This is a genomic window from Nocardia sp. NBC_01730 (assembly GCF_035920445.1).
Lineage (GTDB): Bacteria > Actinomycetota > Actinomycetes > Mycobacteriales > Mycobacteriaceae > Nocardia.
In genome coordinates, this window is the sequence record NZ_CP109162.1 from 7,095,291 (window position 1) to 7,119,851 (window position 24,561).

Here is a 24,561-nt window from a genome sequence, read left to right on the forward strand (position 1 = left end):
AATGTGCGACATCCGCCGCACCGAAGCCGACGGTTTCCAAGCCGCCTGGCGGCTGGATCGCCATCGTATCGCAATCATTCTCGTGCACAACACATCCGATGCGACACCGATTGCGTCATTCGTCCCCGGCCCCTATCCCGACCTCGCACAGGCCCGAGAACAACTGCCGAAACTGGCGAAGCTGTGGGATGCGGTCCGCCACGACTTCTGGACGGAATTCATTCCACACCAACGCCATTCCATCACCTCGCATGACAACGAGCAGGGGTGGTCCTGACCGCGGCATACGCCCCAGGCATGGCCGGTGGCGGTCACTCGTTCGGCACATCACGACACGCTCGGCTCGATCACACGGTCGGGTTTCGCGCCGACTTTCGCTCGTCCTTGATGACGCGGATCACGTTCACTATCTCTGTGTTGATCATGGCGGCGAAGCGCTTGGCGTCCGCTGGTTCGGCGACCGGCGGGAGATCTGCTCCGATCACGTATCTGCCGTCGTCGGGCAGATCCCGCCATTGGAGCCAGCGGCTCACCCGTCCACGCGGGCCGAATATCGAAATGCCTTGGAAGACACCGATGGCCCCGCGCGTGGTCGGCACCGTGCTCTCGAACCATTCGGCGGCCCGCTGATTGGTGTCTTCGAAGGAGTCCCACAGGCCCGACTTGTCGTAACTGTGGTCCATCTCGCCACCTTCCCGCGGCATGGGCAAGGTGATCTGGGCGTGTTTGCCCGCCGCGACCTCCGGCAGTTCGGCCACCACGACGGAGGCCAACGACAGCGGATCGCATTCGGTCACCGTGAAACCGGCGCTGTGCGCGACGGTTTTGCCCGGTAGCTGTGTCAATAGATAGCCGCGATCTTTTCGGCGGACCGCGAGCTTTCGAATGCTGCCCTTCGGGTTTCGCGGATCCTGACCATCGATTCCGCGTACCACGAGGCTGAGATCTGGTTCGAGCACGTCGGCGCATATCTGGTCGAAGGCAGGGTCACCGTTGAACTGCCATTGCTCCCGGATGCGGTGCAGTTCGCGCTGGTAGTCGTTCTCATAGGGAATATCGGTGACTATCACGAACGGTCGGGGCAGTATGTCGGCGCGTGTCCGAGACCACAGGGCGTCGAACTCGATGTCGGTGAATTTCCAGGTGCGGTTCATTGCTCGACCACGGGTTTGACCGCGCGTGGTGCGTCACCGAGCGCCTCCTCCAGGTGGTCGGCCGACTGGAGCCAGGTCGGCCGCTTCTGATCTTTGCCGCCCTCGCCCCCGCCGCCGCGGCCTGGCGCGTGTGGTGCGCCGGGTGTACCGGGTGTGCCTGCCATGGGTGCCATGCCGGCCCGGCTTGCTCCCGCGAGTGTTCCAGCGGTCGTGACCGCGGCGCCCGCGCGCGGGAACAATTTGGACGCTTGGACCATATCTTTGGACACCGGCGAACTCCCCAGCCCTGGGCCGGGGCCGCCACCGAGTTTGGGCAGGCCGGTTTTGGGGTCGATGTCCATCCCCGGGACGGATGGCATTCCCGGTAGTCCCGCGAGTTGTTTGTCCATCTGCTGCTTCTGGGCTTCTTGCTGCGCGGCTTGTTGCGCGGCTTGCACTGCCTGCTGACCGGCTTGCATCGCTTGCTGCATGGCTTGCTGCATCGCTTGTTGACCCTGTTGGGCGGCTTGGTCGGCGGCTTGTTTCGCCTGCTGTTTTTTGGCCTCTGCCGCTTGTTGTCTGGCGTCTGCCTGCTGCTCCCGTTGGAACGCGAGGGACTCCTGCTGCTGTTTGCGCGCGGCCGCCTCCGCTTGGCGCTGCGCCGCGTCCTGGCGTTTGGCCGCGTCCAGCGCCTGCTTCCGCGTCTCGGCGTCTCCGGCGCCTGGTCCGGGACTGGGGAGGCTGAGGCCGGGACCGGGACCGGGACCGCCTGGCGTGGAAAGACCAGGGCCGCCGCGAGCGACCGGGGCCCTGCTGCTCTGCCCCTCCTTGTCCTTCCCCTTCGCGTCGGTGGGAGGTGTTTTCGGGAGCGCGGGAACGCCTTTGAACGACGCGCTGGGGTAGACGAGAACCGGCACATGGGTGGCCGACTCCTCGGCGCCCTTGACGTAAATGTCGCCGAACATGCCCTGGTAATGCGGGAGCCAATCATCCGTCTCTGGGTCTTTGTCCGACGGATTGGTCGGCGTACTCGGCAAGGTCAAAGGCAGTGCCAGTGCCCCAAGCCAACGAGCGGTGTAGTTCATGATGTCGCGGACCTGAAAAAGGCGTTCCTGCAACGGTTTGATACCGTCGGCGTAATTCTTGATGGCGGCCACCGCGGTCGCCGCGCCGGATCCTGTCCACTGCTCGGCGGCGACCGCGTCCACACGGTTGAGCAACGCGCCGAAGTACTCGTGAACCTTCTTCCCCATGAAGTCCCATTCTCCGGCATCGTCGGCTACCAGTTCGGGAACGCGGCTGCTCTTGAGGTACTCGCCGAGTTTGTACAGCGTGTTCCAACTCTGCTTCTTGCTCTCGACCCAGATGCTCGACGGCAGGAAGTCCAAGTCTTTGCTACCGTCGTCGTTCTTCAAGCTTTTCGGGATGTCTCCGAGTTTGGCCTTCTGGTCCGATAAATTAGTTACGGAATCTCCTCCTTCCCAATCCATCTTCGGCACCTTGGATTCGCCGGGAAACACCGGCAATTCGAAGTTCGTCGAGATCTTGTCGAACAGTTCCTCGTTTTCCTTCTCGCCGGCATCGTAATTCTTGCCCGCGGCGATGATGGTGTCCATCATGTCCTGGAGGATGTCCAAGTGTGCCTCGATGATCCGCCGCATTTCTTCACCCTGGCCGGAAAACTTCTTCGCGAGAGCCTCGCCGGAAGTCAAGGGCGGAGGGGCGAACGCGGACAAATTGATGACTGTCTCGGCGTTCCAGCGCATCGACCGCATATTGGAGATGGTGTTCGCCGCCGCGGTCGCCAGGTCGATGGCGGCCTGCTGCTCGAACTTCAGCGGGTCCTTCTTCAGCTCCGTCTGCTTCAAGAGCCCAGGCCACGGATTGTCGGGCATGGACAACGGTTTCGGCGAGGGAGGTCCCGTGGGAAGATCGTTGTCTTTCTGTGTCATGCGTCGTAACTCCTGACCATCTCGGCAGCACCGGGAGCGTCACGGTTGCCCGGCATCAATCGTTACCCATGTGATCGATCCGGGCAAGCCGAGCCCAGCGCGCCGGCGGCGTGCTCACCGGTGGGCCCATCGACTCTGCGCGACACAGAGTTTGTGACCACTGGGTGACGAATCTTTTCTGCACTCCGGTCAGATCATAGGTTGGGTCTTCTGTCCGAAGACGCCACCAGCTGTGGGTAGTGCGCGGTCGGCAGCTCACCCCGCGGCCCAGGGTAGACACCCCTTCACGCCGAGGCATTCACAGCCGCGTTGTCAGCGCTCGACGGTTCTGCCCGGCAGCTGCGTCAATAGGTAGCCACGATCTTTTCCGGCGAACCGCGATCGTCGAAGGGTGTCGAACTCGATGTCGGTGAATTTCCAGGTGCGGTTCATTGCTCGACCACGGGTTTGACCGCGCGTGGTGCGTCACCGAGCGCCTCCTCCAGGTGGTCGGCCGACTGGAGCCAGGTCGGCCGCTTCTGATCTTTGCCGCCCTCGCCCCCGCCGCCGCGGCCTGGCGCGTGTGGTGCGCCGGGTGTACCGGGTGTGCCGGCCATGGGTGCCATGCCGGCCCGGCTTGCTCCCGCGAGTGTTCCAGCGGTCGTGACCGCGGCGCCCGCGCGCGGGAACAATTTGGACGCTTGGACCATATCTTTGGACACCGGCGAACTCCCCAACCCTGGGCCGGGGCCGCCACCGAGTTTGGGCAGGCCGGTTTTGGGGTCGATGTCCATCCCCGGGACGGATGGCATTCCCGGTAGTCCCGCGAGTTGTTTGTCCATCTGCTGCTTCTGGGCTTCTTGCTGCGCGGCTTGTTGCGCGGCTTGCACTGCCTGCTGACCGGCTTGCATCGCTTGCTGCATGGCTTGCTGCATCGCTTGTTGACCCTGTTGGGCGGCTTGGTCGGCGGCTTGTTTCGCCTGCTGTTTTTTGGCCTCTGCCGCTTGTTGTCTGGCGTCTGCCTGCTGCTCCCGTTGGAACGCGAGGGACTCCTGCTGCTGTTTGCGCGCGGCCGCCTCCGCTTGGCGCTGCGCCGCGTCCTGGCGTTTGGCCGCGTCCAGCGCCTGCTTCCGCGTCTCGGCGTCTCCGGCGCCTGGTCCGGGACTGGGGAGGCTGAGGCCGGGACCGGGACCGGGACCGCCTGGCGTGGAAAGACCAGGGCCGCCGCGAGCGACCGGGGCCCTGCTGCTCTGCCCCTCCTTGTCCTTCCCCTTCGCGCCGGTGGGAGGTGTTTTCGGGAGCGCGGGAACGCCTTTGAACGACGCGCTGGGGTAGACGAGAACCGGCACATGGGTGGCCGACTCCTCGGTGCCCTTGACGTAAATGTCGCCGAACAATCGCTGGTACATCGGGAGGAAATCTTCGGTCTCGAGGGTCTCGTCCGCCTCATTTTCCGACGAGCCCGGCAGGTTACTCCAATCAGGCTTCAGCTGTGACAGCCAACCGGCGGTGTAGTTCATGATGTCGCGGACCTGGAACAGGCTTTCCTGCAACGGTTTGATGCCGTCGGCGTAATTTTTGACGGCGGCCACCGCAGTCGCCGCGCCGGATCCTGTCCACTGCTCGGCGGTGACCGTATCCACCTGGTTGAGCAATGCGCCGAAGTACTCGTGAACCTTCTTCCCCATGAAGTCCCACTCTCCGGCATCATCGGCCACCAGCTCGGCAATGAGGTTCTCCGTGACGTACTTGCCGACGTTGTACAGCGTGTCCCAACTCTGCTTGCTGCTCTCGACCCAGATGCTCGATGGTACGAAGTCCAAGTTCTTGCTGCCGTCGTCGTTCTTCAAGCTTTTCGGGAGTTCTCCGAGCTTGACACCTCGGTCCGTGTTCTCTCCCACATCCTTCCCGCTGAACTCCGGCACCTTGGATGAGCCGGGAAACACCGGCAATTCGGTGGTCGTCGAGATCTTGTCGAACAGTTCCTCGTTTTCCTTCTCGCCGGCATCGTAATTCTTGCCCGCGGCGATGAAGGTGTCCATCATGTCCTGGAGGATTTCCAAGTGTGCCTCGATGATCCGCCGCATTTCTTCACCCTGGCCCGAAAACTTCTTCGCGAGAGCCTCGCCGGACGGCAGAGAAGAAGGGCCAAGGGCAGGCAAATTGATGACAGTCTCGGCGTTCCAGCGCATCAACCGCATCTTGGAGATGGTGTTCGCCGTCGCGGTCGCCAGGTCGATGGCGGCCTGCTGCTCGAACTTCAGCGGGTCCTTCTTCAGGCCCGTCTGCTTCAAGAGCCCAGGCCACGGATTGTCGGGCATGGGCAACGGTTTCGGTGCGGGAGGCCCGGTGGGAAGTTCATTGTCTTTCTGTGTCATGCGTCGTAACTCCTGACCATCGCGGCAGCACCGGGAGCGTCACGGTTGCCCGGCATCAATCGTTACCCATGTGATCGATCCGGGCAAGCCAAGCCAAGCCAAGCCAAGCCAAGCCAAGCCCAGCGCACCGGCGGCGTGCGCACCGGTGGGTCGTCGACTCTGCACAACACAAAGATTGTGTGACCGCTGGACGACGAATCTTCTCTGTACTCCCGTCCGATCATAGGCCGGGTCTTCCGTCGGAAGACCTCACCAGCTGTGGGTAGTGCGCGGTCGACCTCAGTTGGCAGCTCACCCCCGCGACGTGGCAGATCGGACACCTTCGTGCCGAGGCATTCGCGGCAGCGCGGTCGGCCCGTCGGGGTGGTGGCGATCCAGCTCTGGTCGCTGCTGGCGGGTACCAGCCGAGACATGCGTACTCGCGGCAGAGCGGCGCCCCGCGCTGAGGGACGCCGCGGTGACGACGGGTCAGGGCGGGATAAGAGCAGTGCGCGAGGGAACTGGCGCGGTACTGGTATCGCACTGGTTCCTGTCGGTCGACCGGCGTCGGTTCCGATGGCAGCGAAACCTACGTTGTGGCACCGGGTGTCATTTGGTCGACGGGAGGCGGGATGAGGATCGACGTGTCGGGGTGGCCAGGTGGACCGAAACCCGCTGTTCGCGAGGGGTTTCTACGCCGCGCGGCTGACGTTGGTCGATGTCGAGATCGCGGAAGAGGTCCGTGCCATCGAAGTCATGGGGGTGTAACGATATTCGGGCCGCCGTAGACTTTCCGGGTACGACGAGTGGAGGACGCCATGGCGACAGCAACGTCAAAGAGTGGCTCGATCTCGGTCGAGACCACCGAGCAGGGGTTACCGATCGGGATCACCATCGAACGCGAGGAGTTGCGGCGCGCTCCGGGGGAGCTGGCCCGCGAAATCCTCAGCCTGTGCCGACAGTCGGCCAACCGCGCGGGTCTCGCACGCCGGGCTGAGCTGGCGGCGGCCGGGCTGAGCAGTGAGATGCTCGCGCTGACCGGCTTGCCGAAGCCGGAGGACGTTGCGCGCGAGGAGCTCATCGAGGAGTCGGAGTACGACATCGAGCCGCAGAGCTGGTTGAGGTCGGTATGAGCGGTCAGGCCCGGAGGCGGCAGCGGAGTGTGACCACGGAGGGCCCCGCTCATACCGCAGAGGAGACAGCATGAACGAGGCGATGGACGCGCTGGAGGCGCGGGTGCACCGTCAGTTGAATCGAATGCGTGATCTGGGCGATCAGATGGCCGCGATCCGGGTGCGCGAGACCTCGCCCGATGGTGCGGTGACCGCCGAGGTCGACGGCAACGGCGCACTGTGCGATCTGGTGTTCTCGGACACGATCTCGAAGCTGTCGCCGAGTGAGTTCGAGAGGGTGCTGGTGGCTACCGCGGGCCGGGCGGCCCATCTCGCGATTGTCCGGCGAGGCGACCTGGTCACCGCGTTCAACCAGGAAATGGCCGAGTCGATGCCAGACGTTCAGCGCGGTGACTGAACCATGTGGCGGCTCTTTGCGTTTCTCTGTGTATGTGCAAGTTTCTGTTGAGCAATCAGGCTGATCCACCGCCTGGCGGATCGGCACACCCCGATCGGCTTCCCGTCGATGGGAACCCCGGTACATTTGTACAAACCAATACTCTTCCGGCTGTAGAGGTTTCCGATGACTGATCTTGCTGTAGCTTCTGACGCGATCTGCCGGTACGGTGATGCCTCGGCAGCGATGGCGGTGGAGACCGCCGCGGCGGGTGCGGCCAACCAGGCTGCGACCATGGCCGCAGCGATCCCGGTATTCGGCCTGATCGGGCAGGATTTCCTGGCCGCGTTCGCATTTGCCCAGGCCAATAATTTGATGTCGGTCACCGAACTGGCCGCCGTGCACGCGGCTACGGCGATGACGTGCTACGAGAGCGCCGCCGCGTACGACCTGACCGAGGACGCGGCGGTCACCGAATTCGGGACTGTCGGCAAGCGGTTATGACAGCGCCCATCGACCAGACCGTGTTGGACCTGCTGCGTCAGAGCGCGGCCGGTCAGATGCTGAACCGGCCGGTCAACGATGTCCTCAAGGACATGGGCCTCGGCCCGCTGCCGGAGATGCCCGCGGAATTGGCGTTGCCGGAACTGCCACCACTACCGGCCCTTGATCTGTCACTGCTGGCCAAACCGCTCACCGATCTGGCAGGAACCTTCGGCACCGGTCAGCCGGCTGCCGGGCCGGGCATCGACCCCACGCAGGTGTTTTCCCAGGTCTCCTCCGTCGTGCAGACGGCGGTGCAGATGGGTTCGTCGGCGTTGCAGATGGCGATGACGCTGTGGCAGGGCATGGGTGCTTCGGAGGCCGCCGGGAAGGCGACGCAGGCGCAGAAGGACGGCGCGGCCGTGTCGACCCAGAGCGCGCAGACCTCGGTGGGCACCGCCACGGCGGCGGGCTCGGTCTTCACGGGCGCCGCCTCGATGGCGGCGATCACCGCCAAGTACATGGCGTCGGTCGCGGCGTCGGCGCCGTTCCTCGTGACCGGAGCCGGGCAGGCGTTCCTGCTGGCGATGACCGCCGAGACACTCACCGAGGCGACGATCGTGGTCGCGAAGACCCGCACCGAGCTGGGTATCGAGAGCGGGAAGATGATGGGGACCGGTCAGAAGGTGCCCGTCACCAACGCGCCCAAGGGCATGGATCCGATGCAGGTCGTCTCACAGCTGATGCAGATCGTGCCGATGCTGACGAGCGCGGTCTCTTCCGGTGCGCAGTCCATCGCCCAGGTACAGACCGCGCTGAATCCAGCGAGGTCCCTTGCGGATATCGACAAGAAGGTCGACTTGAAGGAAGGGCTCGGGGCCGGTGCTCCGGTCGGTGGCGCAGGCCTCGGGGGTGGCGGCGGCGCGGGCATCGGAGCCCAGCCGCGGCAGCTCACCCCATGGGGTGGGTCGCGGGTAGCCAGCGGCGGTGTCGGTGCCGCGGGTGCCAGTGCCGGTGCCGCCGGCACCGCCGGAGCGTCATCCGCTTCCGGCACGGGCAGCTCGATGCGCGGAGGCACGGGCATGATCCCGCCGATGGGTGCCGTCGGTGCTGCCGGTGCCGGCGCGGCGCGGGCGAACGAGGCCGCGACGTCGGAAGGCGTTCGTGCCAACTTGGTGACCGAACAACACGGCAACGAGGTCGTGGGTGATATCGAAGGCGCCTCGCTGCCGGTGGTCGGCGCGGCCGAGCGTGTGACCGAACCACTGGACGGCGATTCGCCGGACAAGGCACTCACCCTCTGACAGGAGGCCGTCATGGAATTCGATCCGATCCAGGCCCGCAAATCCGGTACCGACTTGGACGCCCTCGCGACCCGACTGGAAAACGACCTGCGGGCGAAACAGCCTGCTCTCGCCGTGGAGCACGCGGGCACGGACGAGGTGTCGGTGCGCGCCGCGGAAACGCTGCGTGGCGTCGCGTCCTCCTACGATGACGCCGCCACCCAGGGCATCCATGAGATCCGAAAGCTGGCCGCCGCCTTGCGCTCGCATACCGACGAGCTGCTGCGGATGGACGATGACAACGCGGTCGGCTTCGGCCCTGCGAGATAGCGCGAGGCTGCACATATGGTCGAACCACCGGTAGTCGGATTCACCGGTGTGATCTGGGAAGCCAGACCCACCGAGCAGCTGGCGCGCGACCTCACGACTGGTCGTGGCGTGGCTCCGATGGCCGAAGCGGGCGCCGCATGGGCCCAGCTTGCCGCCAGTTTCGGTGCGGCCGTAGTCGAATACGACCAGATCATCGCGAAGATCCGCGAATCATGGCGCTCCGCCGAGAGCGGCCCCGTGATCGACCGGATCGCGACATTGCGAGACTGGCTCGTGGACGCCGCTGCCGCCGCGGGCCACAACGCGTCGCGGGCCAGTGGTCAGGCTGTGGCTTACGAGGTGGCGCGATTGGCCATGCCGCACGTCGCCGAAATCGCCGCACTCGAGGTGGCGAAACGTGGAATCGAGCAAGCCGGCGCCGCACTCGGCGCCCCACTGGTAGCGGCGGCGGCCCAGGTCGATACCGAGCAGAACCTGGCCAAGGCGAACGCCGCCCGCGTCATGCAGAGCTACGAATCGGCGACCACACCGCTTGCCATGCCGTGGCACCAGCAGCACCCACCGGTCATCGCGTCGAGCGCGGCACTGGATGCCGAACGCGCCGCAGCGACATCGACATCGGCTCCGGCCATGCCTGGCGGTGTCACGCCTGCCACTGTCGGCGGCGGTTTCGGTGTGCGGGCCGTGCCGAGGGCGAAGACGGCCTACCACGCCCAGACCGTCAGTCAGGCGGTGTCCATGCCGGACGTCGTCCCGGTGCAGTCGACTTCGGTACCTGCCGATTCGGGCACCGGGCGGATGATGCCGGGCGGGATGGCCCCGGCCGCCGCCATGGGCGGTGCCGAGCGCACCGTTCGTGCGGGAGCGGCCGCGCCACTCGGCGGCGAGGCCATGGAGATCGATGCCGGTATCGATGTGGCTCCGCCGGTGTTGGGTGCCGCCGAGCAGGCCCAGCGATCGGAGGCGTCATGACACCGCCTCAGCGCAGGGGGGCGCCGTGCCGACGATGACCAATGACGGCCTGCTCGCCGTGTCCGGCATTTTGGGCGTGCAGACTCTGCCGCTGGTTCTCGGTGTCGGTCCACAACAGGATTCGGTGCAAGCCTGGACCGCCGCGCAACAAGAGGCGATCGACGGCCTGCGGGATTCGGGACTCGTGGACAGCTATGACGAGGTGGACACCGATCTCGCCGCCGCCCTTCATATCTTGTCGCAGCCGGACCGGGAGCTGGTGGCGCGTATCCATACTGAAGCGGGGACTCGGCGAGTCTGCCTGGCCCGCAGGGCATCCAAGCACGCCGTGGCAACCAGGATCGGCGACGTCTTCGACGTCCGCACAACGTGGGCCGATGACGACGGAGCCGCGCTGGCGCGCCCGGTGCTCGACGCGCTGGGGGCCTGCCCGCCCGCGCGTACCGTGAGCTTCAGTGCGCCGTCCGATCAGCTGCGTGAACGTTTCGATCGGGCCGTCGAATCCAGTGACTACACCCAGGTGCTCTACGGACTGGGTATCGAGGAACGTGACGCGATCGAGTTCGGGCTCGCCATATCGAGCTGTTTCGCGCACGCCGAGGTCGTTGCCTACGCATACGATGACGGCGCGACAACCCAATCTTCCGGAGCGGTAGCGGTGTACGACACCTCGCAGGGTCGTATCGTCGCCAGCCCTGGAGCATCCCCGGACCTGCGGGTCTGGTCCACCTTCACGCCGGGCTCCGATCACCGGATCGCGCAAGCGATTTCCGCGCTGGTCCGGTCGCTGCCCGGAGGAAGGTGGATGCCCTAGCTCGCGCGTTGTCGAGAGCTGACAGTGCGAAATCTTGGCCGCGTCAACCGAAGACGTACACAGTCATAACAGATTCAAGAAAGGGTTCGAGACATGGGTGATGTCAATTTCGAGGAATTCGGGGCTCAGGGAGTCGCGGACGACATGGGCGATGCGATCAGCGCTCTTCGCACAACGATCAATCGCGTTGTCGAGACCACCAGCGCAGCCAAGGCCGGCTGGCAAGGCGACGCCTCCGACGCGTGCGGTAAGGCCGCATCCGCGTTCGAGGACGAAGCGGATCGCGTGAAGGCGATCCTCCAGGAGATCACGGACATGGTGGGCGATGGCAACAAGGGCTACAAGGAAATGGAAGCCGATAACACGGACTTCTTCACCAATCTGAGCGTGTAGCCGAAACTGCGACTTCGAAAGGACTTGATATGAAATACGATGAGAAAATATTGGCAGGCCTGATCGAGGACCTGGTTGAACTCCGTAAAGACCTGCGGACACAAGCGGGGAACCTCGAGTCAGCGGCAAGCAACCTGTCTGCCGCCTGGGAAGGCAACGCGGGTTTCGAGGGGTTCCGGGATGCGAAGAGGCGGTTCGACGCCGAGTTCGGCACCGCGGACACCGCCGACACCACTGTCGATGGGACCACCATCGGCACGCTGAACGGCCTCGGCAAGGCTGTAGAAGCCGCGTGGCAGAACGCCAAGCACATCGATGCGAAGGTCGGCCAGGCATTCGGCGGCTGACCCGGTCGGATGTTTCTCCGAATGGCCCGTGCACGCGATCCGCGTGCACGGGCCGTTCGGCGCTTACACCGGAATCGGCCGGGGTACGCCGAGGTAGGTCATCTCGAAGGGAGTCGCAACCATGTTGACGGTTGTCGTGCCCGCGGCGGTCTGCACGGTGACCCGATTCGCGGTGCCGGGGTCCTCGGTCAGCGTGACGTCGGGGTCGAAATAGTCGCCACTGATCGAACGCGACCGCAGGAGGATGACCGTAGCGTCGGAGTGGTGCGTCGACGGCGGTATGCCGTCGTAGATGATGACGGATGCGGCACGGTGCGAATTCGCCTGCTGGGAACCGGCCGACCAAGCCGCCAGCGACAGCAACTGCGGCGAATCGACATAGGCCACCATCTCCCGCCAGGCCTCATGACGGTTGGTGTGCACCACGACGGTGGCGCCCAACGCGATGGCTCGCAGGATGACCTGCTTGGCGATGAGCAGCGCGCCGATGATCTCGACCCGGCGCACCCGCTGGCCGACCAACGGCAGCGCCACACCCTGCCCGGAGGCGTCCGCGCCGATCAGCTGTCCACAGCCTGCGATGGGCATGGACAGGCCGGCCAGTGAATCCGGTGTGCCGAAGGAGCTGTCGATCGGCAGGTCCGGTCCCTTGGCGCTGACCGGAAGGCTGTGCAGTAGCGCCCGATACTGTTTCCCCGGCATAGGTATCAGGCCGGGGACATCGACCTGCGCCGGCTCGTGGCGAGTGTCGAATCGGACCGTCGCGGTAACCGCGATCTGCCCCGAACCCGCACCCTGGGCGGGTGTGCCGTCGGCTGCCGCGCGCCGTAGCCGCACGGTCATCGTTGTCGCCAGGCTCTGGGTCGCCCAGACATCGGCGAACCCGCGCGGTCCGAGCGCCTCGAGCGCCATTCGGTAGGAGGTGGAATAGATTCCGTCGTGCTCGAGGCCCCGGGATGTTTCCCTGAGCTGATCGAGCGAAGCGCCGCGGGTGAGCTGATGGACCACCGAGGTCATCTCCGCCGCCGACAACACCGACGCCGTGAGCCCACGGGCAGCCAGTCGATTCGCCACCCGCCGGGTCGCGACGATTCCGGATCGCAGCGTGCCGGTCGAGCCACCGCCACGGCGGTCCACCGCGCCGACGTTGGTGAGTGGGTTCAGCCGCAGAACAATCCAGACCGTTCGCTGAGCGACCGCGGGAAGCGGACCGAGGATCTGGTCATAGAGCCGCGCGACCGGACCGGCGTCCGAGGTGCGCGCCCCGGTACTGATCACATCGATGGACGCGAGATCGATGTCGAACTGGTTCAGACAGCGCGCGAGCTCCGGGAGCGGCACCTTGTCGCCGGTGCTCAGGCCACTCGGGCTGAGCAGCGTCACGAAGCGTGGTGGTGCGTCGATGCGCAGCATGGTGATCAAGTGCGCGCCATCCCATCGCATGCCGTACGTGCCGCCCTCGGGCAGTGGAACATCGAACGGCGCGTGGTTGACAACAGTGGAACGGCTACGGAAGGCGTGCCACCGGAAAGCGATCTCCTCGTCCAGGAATCCGGCGAGCGAGCTGCCGCGCAGCCTGGTGAGGCCGACGATGGCGACGAGCGCGCCACCGGCCACGGCGTAGGGCGTCGGTGCGTCGAACGACACGGCCACAAGGGCAGTGGCGATCGCGACGAGCACGACCGGGATCACCAAGCGCAGCGGTAATATTCGAAACAGCCAGTTCTGCGGTGAGTGCAGCGGTGGTGCCGAAACCGCTACGGCCGGGTCGGCCGTTGTTGACGCCATGAACTTATAATGGACCGAAGTTCCCCACCTTCGCTACCTGTCCCGCCTCTCCGCGTATTCAGGCCAGGCTCAGGTGGCACAACAGTGGCGTTGGCGGCCGACGGTAGGGTTGGTAGACAGTTGGCTGGTGCCCGACGAGTTACCCATGTTCGTACGAAATCAGTTGTTGCGTTGGGAAGCACGCAGGATAGGATTCCAGCTGCTCCAATCCGCGTCAGTTCGGAGGCGTCGTGCCAGCACAGTTGACCACGCGTGCCCAAGTCAACGGATACCGGTTTTTGCTGCACCGGTACGAGCATGCGCTGATCCGGCGCGATGTGCGGATGTTGCACGACCCGATGCGGTCGCAGGCCCGGTCTCTGGTCATCGGCGCCGTACTGGGAATCCTGGTGGTCGCGGGCGCTGCGATCTTGTCATTTCTGAAGCCGGCGGGCTCGGTCGACGAGGCGAAGATCGTGATGGCCCAGGAAAGCGGCGCTCTGTATGCGATCGTCGACGGGACCTTGCATCCGGTGTTGAACCTGGCCTCGGCGCGGCTCATCACGGGCAGCAACGAGTTGCCGACCTCGGTGAAAGCGTCCAAGCTGACATCGCTGCCGCGCGGTCCGATGCTGGGAATTCCCGGCGCCCCCGCGGCGCTGCCCGGCGGGTCGGGGGACCGCTCGATCTGGACGCTGTGCGACTCGGTGATGCTGTCCGCCGCGGGCAGCGCGGCCCGCTCGCCAGGCGTGAACACGACGGTAATTGCCGGTGCGATCGAGCCCGAATCCGACTACGCGGCCCGGCCACTGCGATCGGACGAGGCGTTGCTGGTGACGCGCGAGAACAAGATCTACCTGCTGTTCGACGGCAAGCGCGCGGAGATCGACCCGGCGGACTCGGTCCTGGACCGGTCGCTGGCGTTGCGCAACCAGCAGCCGAGACCGGTCAGCGCAGGGCTGTTGAACTCGACCACCCAAGTGCCTGCGTTGACGCCGCCGCAGATCGATCGGCTGGGCGAACCCGGCCCTGGACGGCTGTCGGACATACCCGTCGGGGCCGTGATCAGAGCGCGCGGAGTCAATGCCGAGGAGCTGTACGTCGTATTGCCCAACGGGGTGCAACGGGTAACGCCTTTCGCCGCCCAGGTGATCCGCAATGCGAATTCTCAAGGCATGAGCGATATCACCACGGTGCCGCCGGACAGGCTGGTCGGGGTACCGGTGCTGACCACTCTGCGAGTCGACCAGTTCCCGCAGGAAACGCCGAAGATCCTTCCCGCCGAGGGCCATCAGGTCGGGTGCACGTCCTGGTCCAAGGGGGCCGACGATCCGGCCGCCACGGTGACGATCCTGGCCGGCCGGAAACTCCCGCTGGCGGAGTCGGCCACCCCGGTCGTCTTGACCACCGCGGACGGCACCGGCGATCGTGTGGACGCCGCGTACCTGCCGCCGAACTCAGGCGAGTACGTCCAGGCGACCGGCATGGACCCGGAAAGCTCCCGCCGAGGCACCCTGTTCTATGTGGCCGACAACGGAATCCGCTTCGGCGTGCCCGACTCCGAGACCGCGACCGTGCTCGGCCTGGCACAAAAACCACGGCTGGCCCCGTGGCCGATCATCGGCCAGCTCGTCCCCGGCCCGACCCTGTCCGCCAAGAACGCACTGGTCAGCCACGACACCTTGCCGACCGGCGCAACCACAAACTAAGCAGCAGCTCCGCCTCGCCGCCCCGCTATCGCAGGGTGGAGAGGACGCTGTCGAGGGCGTTGCGCATGTCGTCGGCTTCGATGCGCATGAGCACGCTCTCGTCCACGTCGGTCAGGTCCAGGTTTTCGTCGTTGGCCAGCCGGAATTCGCGTTCCTCCTCGGCTGCTTCGATGACGTTGCGGATGAAGCGGCCGTTGCCGGCGAGGTCGATCCCGCGGCGTGGCTGACCGGTCTGGTCGGTGCTCTGCTTGCTGTACAAGTCCGCGCAAGCCTGCACGAGCAGCGCCTGGGCTTCGTCGGAGACCTCCGAATCCCTTTTGTGGGCGATGAACTGCCCGATCTGGCCCAACTCCTCCGGGGTATAGGAATCGAACTGCACTCGCTTGGCGAACCGGGAACCGAGGCCGTCGTTGGCCTGGAGTAGCCGCTCGATCTCGCCGTCGTATCCCGCGATGATCACAACCAGGCGGTCTCGATCGTTTTCCATGCGTGCCAGGAGGGTGTCCACCGCCTCGCGGCCGAACGCGTCGCCGCCGGACAGGCCGGTCTGGATCAGGGTGTAGGCCTCGTCGATGAACAGCACGCCGTCCATCGCGCTGTCGATCAGCTTGGAGGTCTTGATCGCGGTGCTGCCCAGGTGCTGGCCGACGAAATCCGCGCGTTTGGCCTCGACGAGGTTGTCGGTCTTCAAAAGACCTAGTCCACAGTAGATCTTGGCGACCACCCTGGCGACGGTGGTCTTACCGGTACCAGGCGGGCCGGTGAACGCCAGGTGCTGTCCGCGCGGCACGCTGGCCATCCCCTTCTCGGCGCGGATCTTGGCCAGCTGCGCGGTCGCCTGCAGCTTGGCGACCTGGGTCTTGACCGCGGCGAGGCCGATCTGTGCATCCAGTTCCGCGCGTGCGGTCGCGAGGATCAGCTTGGCTTTGTCGTCGCGCTCCTCGCGGCCCATTTGCTCGGCCGACGGGGCGGACCCGGGATCCCAGCGGTTGGTGCGCGCGTCGATCTGTTCCTTGGTGGACACCGTGAGGCGGTACTTGCGGTCTCGCATGGCGGCGGTGTTCGCCGCGAAATCCGGTGCCTCGGAGAACACCTTCTCGAACAGGGCCTGGGCTTCGTCCTCATGGCCGGTTTCGCGCAGGCACAGGCCCCGGCAGAACCGTGCCGTGGTCGCTGCCGCGGGGATGGGGCCTTCTTCCGCTCGTTCCATCCGGCGGATCGCTTCACCGAACAGCCCGAGTTGCGCGCAGGCTGTGCCGACCATCACGTGCGCACCGGCGGCCAGGTAGGGGTCTTCCCACTCCGCGGAGCCGGCGAGCACCGTCATGACATCCGGCCAGCGCTGCGTCGTGTAGTGCAGGACCCCGCGCACATACGCGCAGACGCGGTCGTCGATCTCGCGATCGGGCTGCGACAGCTGGGACTTCCGGTGCACGGCGAGTTCGTCGAGGACCTTCTCGGCCTCGTCGTGGTCGCCCTCGGAGATCAGCAGCGAAGCCTGCGCCAACCAGATTTCGGTGTAGCTGGACAGCGGGTAGTCGATGTACTGGCCGACCACGAAGCGCCCGGCGAGCTCGCGGGGGCGCAGCCCCAACCGGCGCTGTTCTCGGAAAAGCGTTGCCCCGCTGGTCTTGTACATGTTGAACAGCACTTCGCGGGTGACTTCACCAGCGGCGGCACGCCCGAGCCATGCATCGCACATGCCAGGATCCCATTCGGTTGCCCGTTGGAACGCCAGCTTGGCGTAGTCGAGGTCGCGGGCGGATTCCTGCCCGTCGATAACCAGGCCTAGTGACAAGACGCCAGCATCGAAGGCGCGTTGTGCTTGGCGGTTGCCAGTCATGCGGGTGAGCCCCCAAAGCCTACGGTGTGAGCGATTTCTCGCTCAGCATACCGGCTGCCGGATGACGGTTTGTTCGATAGATTGTGTTCGTTGCCATCTAGGGACAGCGTTGAGTGTAGGGAGTCATCCAACCCGTGACCGACTCGTCGACCAGCGGCTTGGGTGCCGCTGACCCGGAACTGTGCCGTGTGTCGGTTATCGGCGGAAACACCCAGATCGATCTGGGTTTGCCCGCGACGATTCCGATCGCCGCCTTCATCACCGATGTAGTCGAATTGATCGAATCCCGTACCCCGGACTTCACCGACCCGGAGGAGGGCGCGCCGCTACGGACGCAGCATTGGACATTGGCCCGGATCGGCCGTGGCCCGATCCCGCCCAGCCAGACGCTGACCGAGGCCGAGGTGTACGACGGTGAGCTGCTGGTACTGCGGTCGGTGACGGCCAAGGAGTCGCCTGCGCTGTTCGACGATGTGATCGACGCGGTGTCGAAGCTGACCACCGAGATGTTTCGAAGTTGGTCGCCGACGTCGGCCCGATGGGTGGGTCTGATCGCGGCCCTCGTCGCGGTGCTCGCGGCGATCACGCTGCTGGTCGCTGCCAGGAGCCACGGCGCGGGCATCGCGACCGGCTTCGTCACGGTCGGCGCCGGCGCGACCGCCATAGCCGCGGCCGTGATCGCGATACGGATGTATCAGGCGCGGCTGGTCGCCGTGGTGTTGTCGCTGTACGCACTACTCTTGTTCTTCGCCAGCGCGGCATTATTCGTGCCGGGCGATGTGGGCAGTCCGCACCTCCTGCTGGCCTGCGTCGCGGCCCTGGTCGCCGCCGCGGTCGGCTACAGCATCACCGGCGTGGGTGCGACGATGTTCGCCGCGGCCATCACCATGGCGCTGTTCGGCGGCGTCTCCGCGTTCGTGCGGATGGTCTGGGACAGTGATCCGCCGAAGATCGCCGCAGGCGCGATGGTGGTCGCCCTCATCGTGCTCACCATGGCCCCGCGGATCGCGGTGGCGGCGGCGCGGCTTCCGGTGCCGCCGGTGCCCACCGCGGGCGCGGCGATCGACCCGGCCGACCACGAACCGCGGCCCACCATCGAAGACATCGGCGCCATCGGTGCCACCGCCCTTCCGTCGGCGGCGGGACTGGAGCTGCGGGCCGGCGCCGCCAACCAGTATCAGTCCGGCGTGCTGATCGGGTCCACCGTGGCGGCCGCGGCGGGGGCGGTGATCGGCGCGGACCCGTTCGGCGCTGCGCGGTGGCAAGGTATCGCGCTGGCCGTGGTCGTCGCGCTGATCCTGTGTCTGCGGGGACGTTCGTTCGCCGACCTGACCCAGGCGTGCACACTGATCGTGGGTGGCGCCGCCACTTTGATCGCGATCATGGTCGGTGTGGCGTTCGGTCATCCCTCGTGGCTGGTGCCGATCGCTGGGATACTGCTCGCGGTCGCGGCGGTCGCGGTGGTGTTCGGTGTTATCGGGCCGCACACCGAGATGTCGCCGGTGACCCGCCGGATGGGCGAGATCTTCGAATACCTGCTGATCGTCACCATCATCCCGCTGGTGCTCTGGATCATGGACCTGTACACAGCCGCCAGAAACCTGTGACACCGATGGCTATCGCACGGCAGCTCACATCACCCATACCGCTACGGCTGGCTGGTGTCGCGGCGGTTCTCGGCCTGAGCCTCGTCGGAATGCCTTCCCCGGCGCATGCGATCGCGCCACCGGCCATCGATGACGGTGCGCTGGGTGCGGCGCTGGCCGTCAATGGACCGCCCGACGCGACCGAGCAGCGATCCGTTTGCGCCGAACCCCTGCTCACCGGCGCCCCGCCACGGGACGCGCCGCTGCCGCAGCGGATTCTCGACCTACCCGCCGCGTGGCAGTTCAGCCGGGGCAGAGGCCAGAAGGTCGCGGTTGTCGACACCGGCGTGAACCCGCATCCACGCCTACCACCCCTGGAACCCGGCGGCGACTTCGTCTCCGACTCGAACGGAATGGTCGACTGTGACGGCCACGGCACCTTCGTGGCCGGCATCATCGCCGCGCGGCCGAGTCCGGACGACGCGTTCGTCGGCGTCGCACCGGAAGCGGACATCCTCACCATCCGACAACTGAGCCTGGCCTACGAGCCGAAGGACCGGGACCGCCGGGAGCTGCCGGGCGCGATCTCGAGCGCCGGGTACGGAACCGTGCTGACACTGGCCGCCGCTGTCGTGCGCGCGGTCGATCGCGGTGCCACTGTGATCAATATCTCCGAAGTGGCCTGCACGCCCGCTGGAGTCGCTCCCGCCGACGGGGCGCTCGGCGCCGCGGTGAAATACGCTTACGACCGCAACGTCGTCGTGGTCACCGCCGCCGGAAACATCCAGGAGGGCGGTGCGTGCGGCGCCCAAAACGACGGTTCGGGGTGGGGTGCGGTCCGCACCGCGGTGAGCCCGGCCTGGTTCTCCCCCTACGTGCTGTCGGTGGCCTCGGTGGAAGCCGACGGCACGCCGTCGCCGTTCTCGATGTTCGGTCCGTGGGTCGGCGTCGCGGCGCCGGGGCGCGACATCGTCTCGCTCGACAGCAAACCCGGTGGGGTGGGGTTGGTCAACGCCGTGCAGACCAACGAAGGCACCGGAACCATCGATGGGACCAGCTTCGCCAGCGCGTATGTCTCCGGGCTCGCGGCGCTGGTGCGCGCGCGGTTCCCCGAGCTGTCGGCGAGACAGGTGATGGATCGGATCGTCCGCACCGCACAGGCACCCGGTGCCGGACGCGACGATCAGCTCGGGCACGGGCTCATCGACCCGCTGGCGGCATTGACGGCGCAACTGCCCGAGCGACCGGTGAGCGCGGAAGCAGACGTGGCGCGCCCCATCGCGGGGCCGACACCGCCGCCTTACGTCGATCCGATGCCCCGGCGGGTGGCCACCATCGGAACGATCGTCTTGCTTGCGTTGCTCGGCATCGGCTACACATTGTCGATTCCGTTCCGCCGCACCCGTGTCGGTGCCGTCGACCCTGCAGAAGCTGCGGAAGAAGGACAGTAGGACATGGCTACCGAAGGATTTGTGCGCAGACCGCGGATCGCGCCGCCGCGTCCGCCCGGCGGCGAAGTGGCGCTCACGGCGCCGCCGGAGATTCCGCGCCCGGTACCGGCAGGCTTGCTGATCAAGTTGATGCCACTCGTCATGGTGGTGGCCGTGGTCGGCATGATCGCGATGATGGCCATGATGGGGCGCAATCTCCTGGCAAACCCCGTCGGGATGATGTTCCCGATGATGATGCTGATGTCGATGGTCGGCATGATGGCGGGAATGCGCGGGGGCAGCGGTGGTCCGAAGAAGGCCTCCGAGCTCAACGAGGAGCGTAAGGATTACTTCCGCTACTTGGATCAGGTACGCAAGGATGTGCGCAAGACCGGCCACTCCCAGCTCGACGCCCTGATCTGGAGCCACCCCGACCCGGCGGATCTGCAATCGCTCGTCGGCACTCGGCGCATGTGGGAGCGCCGCCCGAACGACCCGGATTTCGGGCATGTGCGCGTCGGCGTCGGCAGCCACCGGCTGGCCACCAAGCTGGCGCGGCCGGAGACCGGTCCGCTGGAGGACTTGGAGCCGGTGTCGACCGTGGCACTGCGCCGGTTCGTCCGCACCCACTCGGTGGTGCACGGCCTGCCGACCGCCATCTCGCTGCGCGCGTTTCCGGCCATCAACATCGAAGGTGATCCCGTCGAGGCCCGCACCCTGGTGCGGGCGATGCTGATGGAGTTCGTGGCGTTCCACGGACCGGACCACACCGCCGTCGCCATCATCTGCGCCGATCCGGACAGCGAGACCTGGGCGTTCGCCAAATGGCTTCCACATCTGCAGCATCCGGTCGAGCGGGACGGGATGGGCTCGGCCAGGATGATGTACCGCTCGCTGGCGGAGCTGGAGACGGCCATGTCGGCCGAGCTTCTCGAACGCGGCCGCTTCATGCGCAACGCTCAGCCGACCGCGGGGCGGGTCCACCTGCTCGTCATCATCGATGACGGTCGCGTGAGTGGCACCGAGCGGATCGTCAGCGACGCGGGCTTGGACTCCGTCACGGTTCTCGATCTCACCGCACCGCAGGCCGGGCTGGCCGTGCGCCGTGGTCTCCAGCTCGTCATCAGCGACGGCATGGTCGCGGCGAAGTCGGCCGCGGGCACCGAGAAGTTCGCGACCGCAGACGTGGTGACGGGTGCCGAGGCGGAGTCTCTCGCCCGGGATCTGGCCCGCTACCGCGTCGCGACGGCCGCCCAGATCGTCAGCCTCGGCGACGAAACACGCGCCGATCCGGGGCTGATGTCGCTACTGAAGATTCCGGACGCCGCGCAGATCGACCCGGCCGTGGTGTGGCGCCCACGCAGTTCCCGTGAACGCCTGCGGGTGCCGATCGGTGTCACTCCGGACGGTACTCCGGTGGAGATCGACATCAAGGAGTCCGCCGAGAACGGTATGGGACCACACGGGTTGTGCATCGGCGCAACGGGTTCGGGTAAGTCGGAGTTTCTGCGCACCCTCGTACTGTCGATGGTGACCTCGCATTCGCCGGATCTGCTGAACCTCGTGCTGGTCGACTTCAAGGGCGGTGCGACCTTCCTCGGTCTCGACTCGCTGCCGCACGTGGCCGCGGTCATCACCAACCTCGAGGAAGAACTCTCGATGGTCGACCGCATGAAGGACGCACTCGCCGGCGAGATGAACCGGCGTCAGGAGCTGCTGCGCTCAGCGGGCAACTTCGCGAACGTCACCGAGTACGAGCAGGCCCGTGCCGCGGGCGCCCAGATCGACCCGCTGCCCGCGCTGTTCATCGTCGTCGACGAGTTCTCCGAACTTCTGTCGCAGAAACCGGATTTCGCCGATCTTTTCGTGATGATCGGCCGACTGGGGCGCTCGCTGCGGGTGCATTTGCTGCTGGCCTCGCAGCGACTGGAAGAGAACAAGCTGCGCGGTCTGGACAGCCATCTGTCCTATCGGATCGGGCTGCGTACCTTCTCGGCGAACGAATCGCGTGCGGTGCTCGGTATCACCGACGCCTACCACCTGCCCAGCGTGCCGGGCTCGGCCTACCTCAAGAGCGACGCGGACGATCCGCTGCGATTGAACGCCAGCTATGTGTCCGGGCCGTATGTGTCGCCGCGTGGCACGCAACAGATCGACGGGCGTCCGGTGGGCGGCCAGTCGGCGGTGGTGTTCACCGCGAGCGAGGTCGAGGTGCCGGAACAGGAGTCGGCCTTCCGCGACAGCGCTGCGGCCCGTGGACTTCCGGAGCTACCGCCGCCGCCGGGCGAGCTGCCACCCCCGCCGAGCGAGGTCACCCGGCCCGCCGAGGCGGTGCCCGCCACCCTGCTGCAGGTGGTCGTCCAGCGCCTGACCGGGCACGGACGGCCGGCGCACGAGGTGTGGTTGCCGCCATTGGACGAGTCGCCCTCGGTGGACATGCTGCTGCCCGATCCGGATTGGAAGTCGCCGGCGAACCGGCACGGTCAGCTGTGGATGCCGATCGGCGTGATCGACAAGCCCTACGAGCAGCGCCGCGACGTGCTGGTCATCGACCTGTCCGGGGCGCAGGGCAATCTCGCCGTGGTCGGCGGCCCGCAGGCGGGTAAGTCGACCACCCTGCGCACCGCCATCATGGCCGCCGCTGCCACACACACTCCCGAACAAGTGCAGTTCTATTGCCTGGACTTCGGTGGCGGTACCCTCGCCGGCTTGGCGGGTCTGCCGCACGTCGGATCGATAGCGGGCCGACTGGAGATCGACCGGGTCCGCCGGACCGTCGCGGAGATGACCACGCTGCTGCACCAGCGCGAGGAACGGTTCCGCGAGCTGGGCATCGAGTCGATCCACGAATTCCGCAAGCGCAAGACGGCGCTGAACCAAATGACCGCCGCGGAGCGTGCGGCCGACCCGCTGTCGGAGGATCTGCACGGCGACGTATTCCTCGTGATCGACGGATGGCCGACAATCCGCGCCGAATTCGATGTGCTCGAGCCGGCTTTGAACGCGATCGCGGCGCAAGGATTGTCCTATGGCATCCATCTCATGATCGCGGCGACGCGCTGGGCCGAGATCCGGCCTGCCGTCAAAGATCTCATCGGGACCAGGCTGGAGCTTCGGCTCGGTGACCCGTCCGACTCCGAGATGGACCGGCGCACCGCCGTGCTCGTCCCGGTCGGTCGTCCGGGGCGTGGTTTGACCCCGGAGAAACTGCATATGCTGATCGCGTTGCCGCGGCTGGACTCGGACTCCCAGCCGCAGACGCTGGCCGAGGGGGTCGGCGCAGCGAAACAACAGATGAACGAGCTATTCGGCGGTCGCCGCGCCCCCGAGGTGCGCATGCTGCCCCTGGAGATCCCGCGCGGGGATGTGCTCGCCGCCGTACGCCAGCGTGGCATCGAACTCGGCCCGACACGGGTCGTCGTCGGGCTGGGGGAAGCCGAACTGGAGCCACTGGTCCTGGATTTCGGTACCCAGCCGCATCTCATGGCGTTCGCGGATGTGGAATGCGGCAAGACCACCCTGCTGCGCAACATCGTCATGGGTGTGGTGGAGAACTCGAGTGCGGAGCAGGCCCGGATCATCCTCATCGATTACCGGCGTACCATGCTCGGACTCATCGAAGGCCAGCAGCTGGCCGGATACTCGACCTCGTCGCAGACCTCGATCGGAATGATCAAAGAGGTCGCCGGCTACCTCGGCAAACGCATCCCTGGTTCGGACATCACCCCGAAACAGCTTCGGGAACGCAGTTGGTGGACCGGACCGGAGATCTACGTCGTCGTCGACGACTACGACATGGTCGCGACCGGGCAGAATCCGCTGGAGCCACTGCTCGAGTATCTCCCACAGGCCCGCGACATCGGCCTGCACTTGGTCGTGGCCCGACGCTCGGGCGGTGCGTCGCGAGCGTTGTACGACAAGGTGCTCGGCAGGCTCAAGGAACTATCGGTCGACGCGTTGCTGATGAGTGCGCCCAAAGACGAAGGAAAGCTGCTGGGTGACATCCGCTCGTCGAAGCTCCCACCGGGCCGGGGCATCCTGGTTTCGCGTAGCGGCGACCCGGAGATGATCCAGGTGTCCTACCTGCCGCCGATGTATGGGGAGCGGCCGACAGACCCAGCGCAGGCAATGGCCAACTGATTCGCAAGCACAGGGGTAACTCGCCGAGTACTGACTGACCTGCCCACCGCCGCCAGTCGTCACGGCAATCAGGTCTGACCTGATTGCTCGGCGATGCGGGGGAGCTGTTCGAACTCCCAGCTGTTTCTGCGGCGTTCGAAGAGCGCCCGGCGTGGGCAGGTCACGGCCAGTGATGCGGGTTGTTCCAGGACTCCTTTTTCGGACGATTGTTCCGCGGGAAGTAACTGTGTAGACCCGATTTTCGGTGACCAATACCTGGATCGCGTTGCGGCGGTGCTCATCGAGACCTGCATCCGATCGGCAAGCTCGGAATGACTGGACAGTGGATCCCCGGCTTCCATTCGCTGCGCGGATCTCCTCGCGGAGGAGGTCCGCGATCCGGTGGCCACGCCGGACCCGTCCAGCATCTTGCTGCTCGGTTGGTCGTACAGGTAACGAAGTGCACACGTCGTGACTCTCTACGGCCGGGTAACGCTTGACAGGTGCCTTCAGACGTTTATTGTAATGAACGTCCTGATCCGGTGTTGTGCGGCG

General features: G+C 66.0%; 19 protein-coding genes. 14 read left to right on the top strand and 5 right to left on the bottom strand.

What is annotated here, in order from left to right; translation table 11 throughout:
* The first annotated feature begins 1 nt into the window (after nucleotide 1).
* On the top strand, nucleotides 2-277 hold the full coding sequence (locus OHB12_RS29220) for a hypothetical protein (protein ID WP_327112636.1): 276 nt from the start codon (nucleotides 2-4) through the stop codon (nucleotides 275-277).
* A 70-nt stretch (nucleotides 278-347) separates the two neighbouring features.
* On the opposite strand, the gene OHB12_RS29225 is transcribed toward OHB12_RS29220, so the two are convergent.
* The 3 genes from OHB12_RS29225 to OHB12_RS29235 form a co-directional block, all read right to left on the bottom strand.
* Entirely contained in the window at nucleotides 348-1,154 is an 807-nt protein-coding gene (locus OHB12_RS29225) for an ESX secretion-associated protein EspG (protein WP_327112638.1), read from the bottom strand.
* Nucleotides 1,151-3,085 carry a hypothetical protein gene (locus OHB12_RS29230; protein WP_327112640.1) on the bottom strand — a complete coding sequence of 645 codons (1,935 nt, stop codon included), beginning with the start codon at nucleotides 3,083-3,085 and terminating at the stop codon, nucleotides 1,151-1,153. Before OHB12_RS29230 ends, OHB12_RS29225 begins: the two co-directional genes overlap by 4 nt.
* 428 nt (nucleotides 3,086-3,513) lie before the next feature.
* Nucleotides 3,514-5,385 (bottom strand): hypothetical protein, encoded by a 1,872-nt coding sequence (locus tag OHB12_RS29235; protein ID WP_327112642.1) that lies wholly within the window; start codon nucleotides 5,383-5,385, stop codon nucleotides 3,514-3,516.
* Between the two features lie 854 nt (nucleotides 5,386-6,239).
* Between OHB12_RS29235 and OHB12_RS29240 the strand changes: the two genes are divergently transcribed.
* The 9 genes from OHB12_RS29240 (at nucleotide 6,240) to OHB12_RS29280 (ending at nucleotide 11,552) form a co-directional block, all read left to right on the top strand.
* Nucleotides 6,240-6,554 carry a hypothetical protein gene (locus OHB12_RS29240; RefSeq protein ID WP_327112644.1) on the top strand — a complete coding sequence of 105 codons (315 nt, stop codon included), beginning with the start codon at nucleotides 6,240-6,242 and terminating at the stop codon, nucleotides 6,552-6,554.
* A gap of 70 nt (nucleotides 6,555-6,624) precedes the next feature.
* Nucleotides 6,625-6,951 (top strand): YbaB/EbfC family nucleoid-associated protein, encoded by a 327-nt coding sequence (locus tag OHB12_RS29245; protein WP_327112646.1) that lies wholly within the window; start codon nucleotides 6,625-6,627, stop codon nucleotides 6,949-6,951.
* A gap of 165 nt (nucleotides 6,952-7,116) precedes the next feature.
* Nucleotides 7,117-7,434 (top strand): hypothetical protein, encoded by a 318-nt coding sequence (locus tag OHB12_RS29250; protein WP_327112648.1) that lies wholly within the window; start codon nucleotides 7,117-7,119, stop codon nucleotides 7,432-7,434.
* Nucleotides 7,431-8,717, top strand: coding sequence for a hypothetical protein (locus OHB12_RS29255; RefSeq protein ID WP_327112650.1), 1,287 nt, complete (start codon nucleotides 7,431-7,433; stop codon nucleotides 8,715-8,717). The genes OHB12_RS29250 and OHB12_RS29255 overlap by 4 nt, the downstream gene beginning before the upstream one ends.
* 12 nt (nucleotides 8,718-8,729) lie before the next feature.
* Nucleotides 8,730-9,026, top strand: coding sequence for a PE domain-containing protein (locus OHB12_RS29260; RefSeq protein WP_327112652.1), 297 nt, complete (start codon nucleotides 8,730-8,732; stop codon nucleotides 9,024-9,026).
* Between the two features lie 15 nt (nucleotides 9,027-9,041).
* Complete coding sequence (locus tag OHB12_RS29265) at nucleotides 9,042-9,998, top strand: PPE domain-containing protein (RefSeq protein ID WP_327112654.1); 957 nt, start codon at nucleotides 9,042-9,044, stop codon at nucleotides 9,996-9,998.
* A gap of 34 nt (nucleotides 9,999-10,032) precedes the next feature.
* Nucleotides 10,033-10,812, top strand: a complete 780-nt coding sequence (locus OHB12_RS29270) for an ESX secretion-associated protein EspG (RefSeq protein WP_327121587.1) — start codon at nucleotides 10,033-10,035, stop codon at nucleotides 10,810-10,812.
* 93 nt (nucleotides 10,813-10,905) lie between these two features.
* Nucleotides 10,906-11,205, top strand: a complete 300-nt coding sequence (locus OHB12_RS29275) for a WXG100 family type VII secretion target (RefSeq protein ID WP_327112656.1) — start codon at nucleotides 10,906-10,908, stop codon at nucleotides 11,203-11,205.
* A gap of 29 nt (nucleotides 11,206-11,234) precedes the next feature.
* Nucleotides 11,235-11,552, top strand: coding sequence for a hypothetical protein (locus OHB12_RS29280; RefSeq protein ID WP_327112658.1), 318 nt, complete (start codon nucleotides 11,235-11,237; stop codon nucleotides 11,550-11,552).
* 63 nt (nucleotides 11,553-11,615) lie between these two features.
* Here OHB12_RS29280 and eccE read toward each other — a convergent pair whose 3' ends face one another.
* Complete coding sequence (gene eccE, locus OHB12_RS29285; protein ID WP_327112660.1) at nucleotides 11,616-13,340, bottom strand: type VII secretion protein EccE; 1,725 nt, start codon at nucleotides 13,338-13,340, stop codon at nucleotides 11,616-11,618.
* 230 nt (nucleotides 13,341-13,570) lie between these two features.
* On the opposite strand from eccE, the gene eccB reads away from it, so the two are divergent.
* Nucleotides 13,571-15,028 (top strand): type VII secretion protein EccB, encoded by a 1,458-nt coding sequence (gene eccB, locus OHB12_RS29290; protein ID WP_327112662.1) that lies wholly within the window; start codon nucleotides 13,571-13,573, stop codon nucleotides 15,026-15,028.
* 25 nt (nucleotides 15,029-15,053) lie between these two features.
* Here the strand turns inward: eccB and eccA are convergent, their stop codons facing one another.
* The gene (eccA, locus tag OHB12_RS29295) at nucleotides 15,054-16,871 is read right to left on the bottom strand and encodes a type VII secretion AAA-ATPase EccA (RefSeq protein WP_327112664.1); all 1,818 of its coding nucleotides are present in this window, start codon (nucleotides 16,869-16,871) and stop codon (nucleotides 15,054-15,056) included.
* Nucleotides 16,872-17,005: 134 nt separating this feature from the next.
* On the opposite strand from eccA, the gene eccD reads away from it, so the two are divergent.
* The 3 genes from eccD to eccCa are packed head-to-tail and all read left to right on the top strand — an operon-like array spanning nucleotide 17,006 to nucleotide 24,027.
* Nucleotides 17,006-18,478, top strand: coding sequence for a type VII secretion integral membrane protein EccD (gene eccD / locus OHB12_RS29300; protein ID WP_327112666.1), 1,473 nt, complete (start codon nucleotides 17,006-17,008; stop codon nucleotides 18,476-18,478).
* Nucleotides 18,479-18,483: 5 nt separating this feature from the next.
* Nucleotides 18,484-19,908, top strand: coding sequence for a type VII secretion-associated serine protease mycosin (gene mycP, locus OHB12_RS29305; protein WP_327112668.1), 1,425 nt, complete (start codon nucleotides 18,484-18,486; stop codon nucleotides 19,906-19,908).
* A gap of 3 nt (nucleotides 19,909-19,911) precedes the next feature.
* Nucleotides 19,912-24,027: a type VII secretion protein EccCa gene (gene eccCa / locus OHB12_RS29310; RefSeq protein ID WP_327112670.1), complete on the top strand. Its 4,116-nt coding sequence runs from the start codon at nucleotides 19,912-19,914 to the stop codon at nucleotides 24,025-24,027.
* The last annotated feature ends 534 nt before the right edge of the window (nucleotides 24,028-24,561 follow it).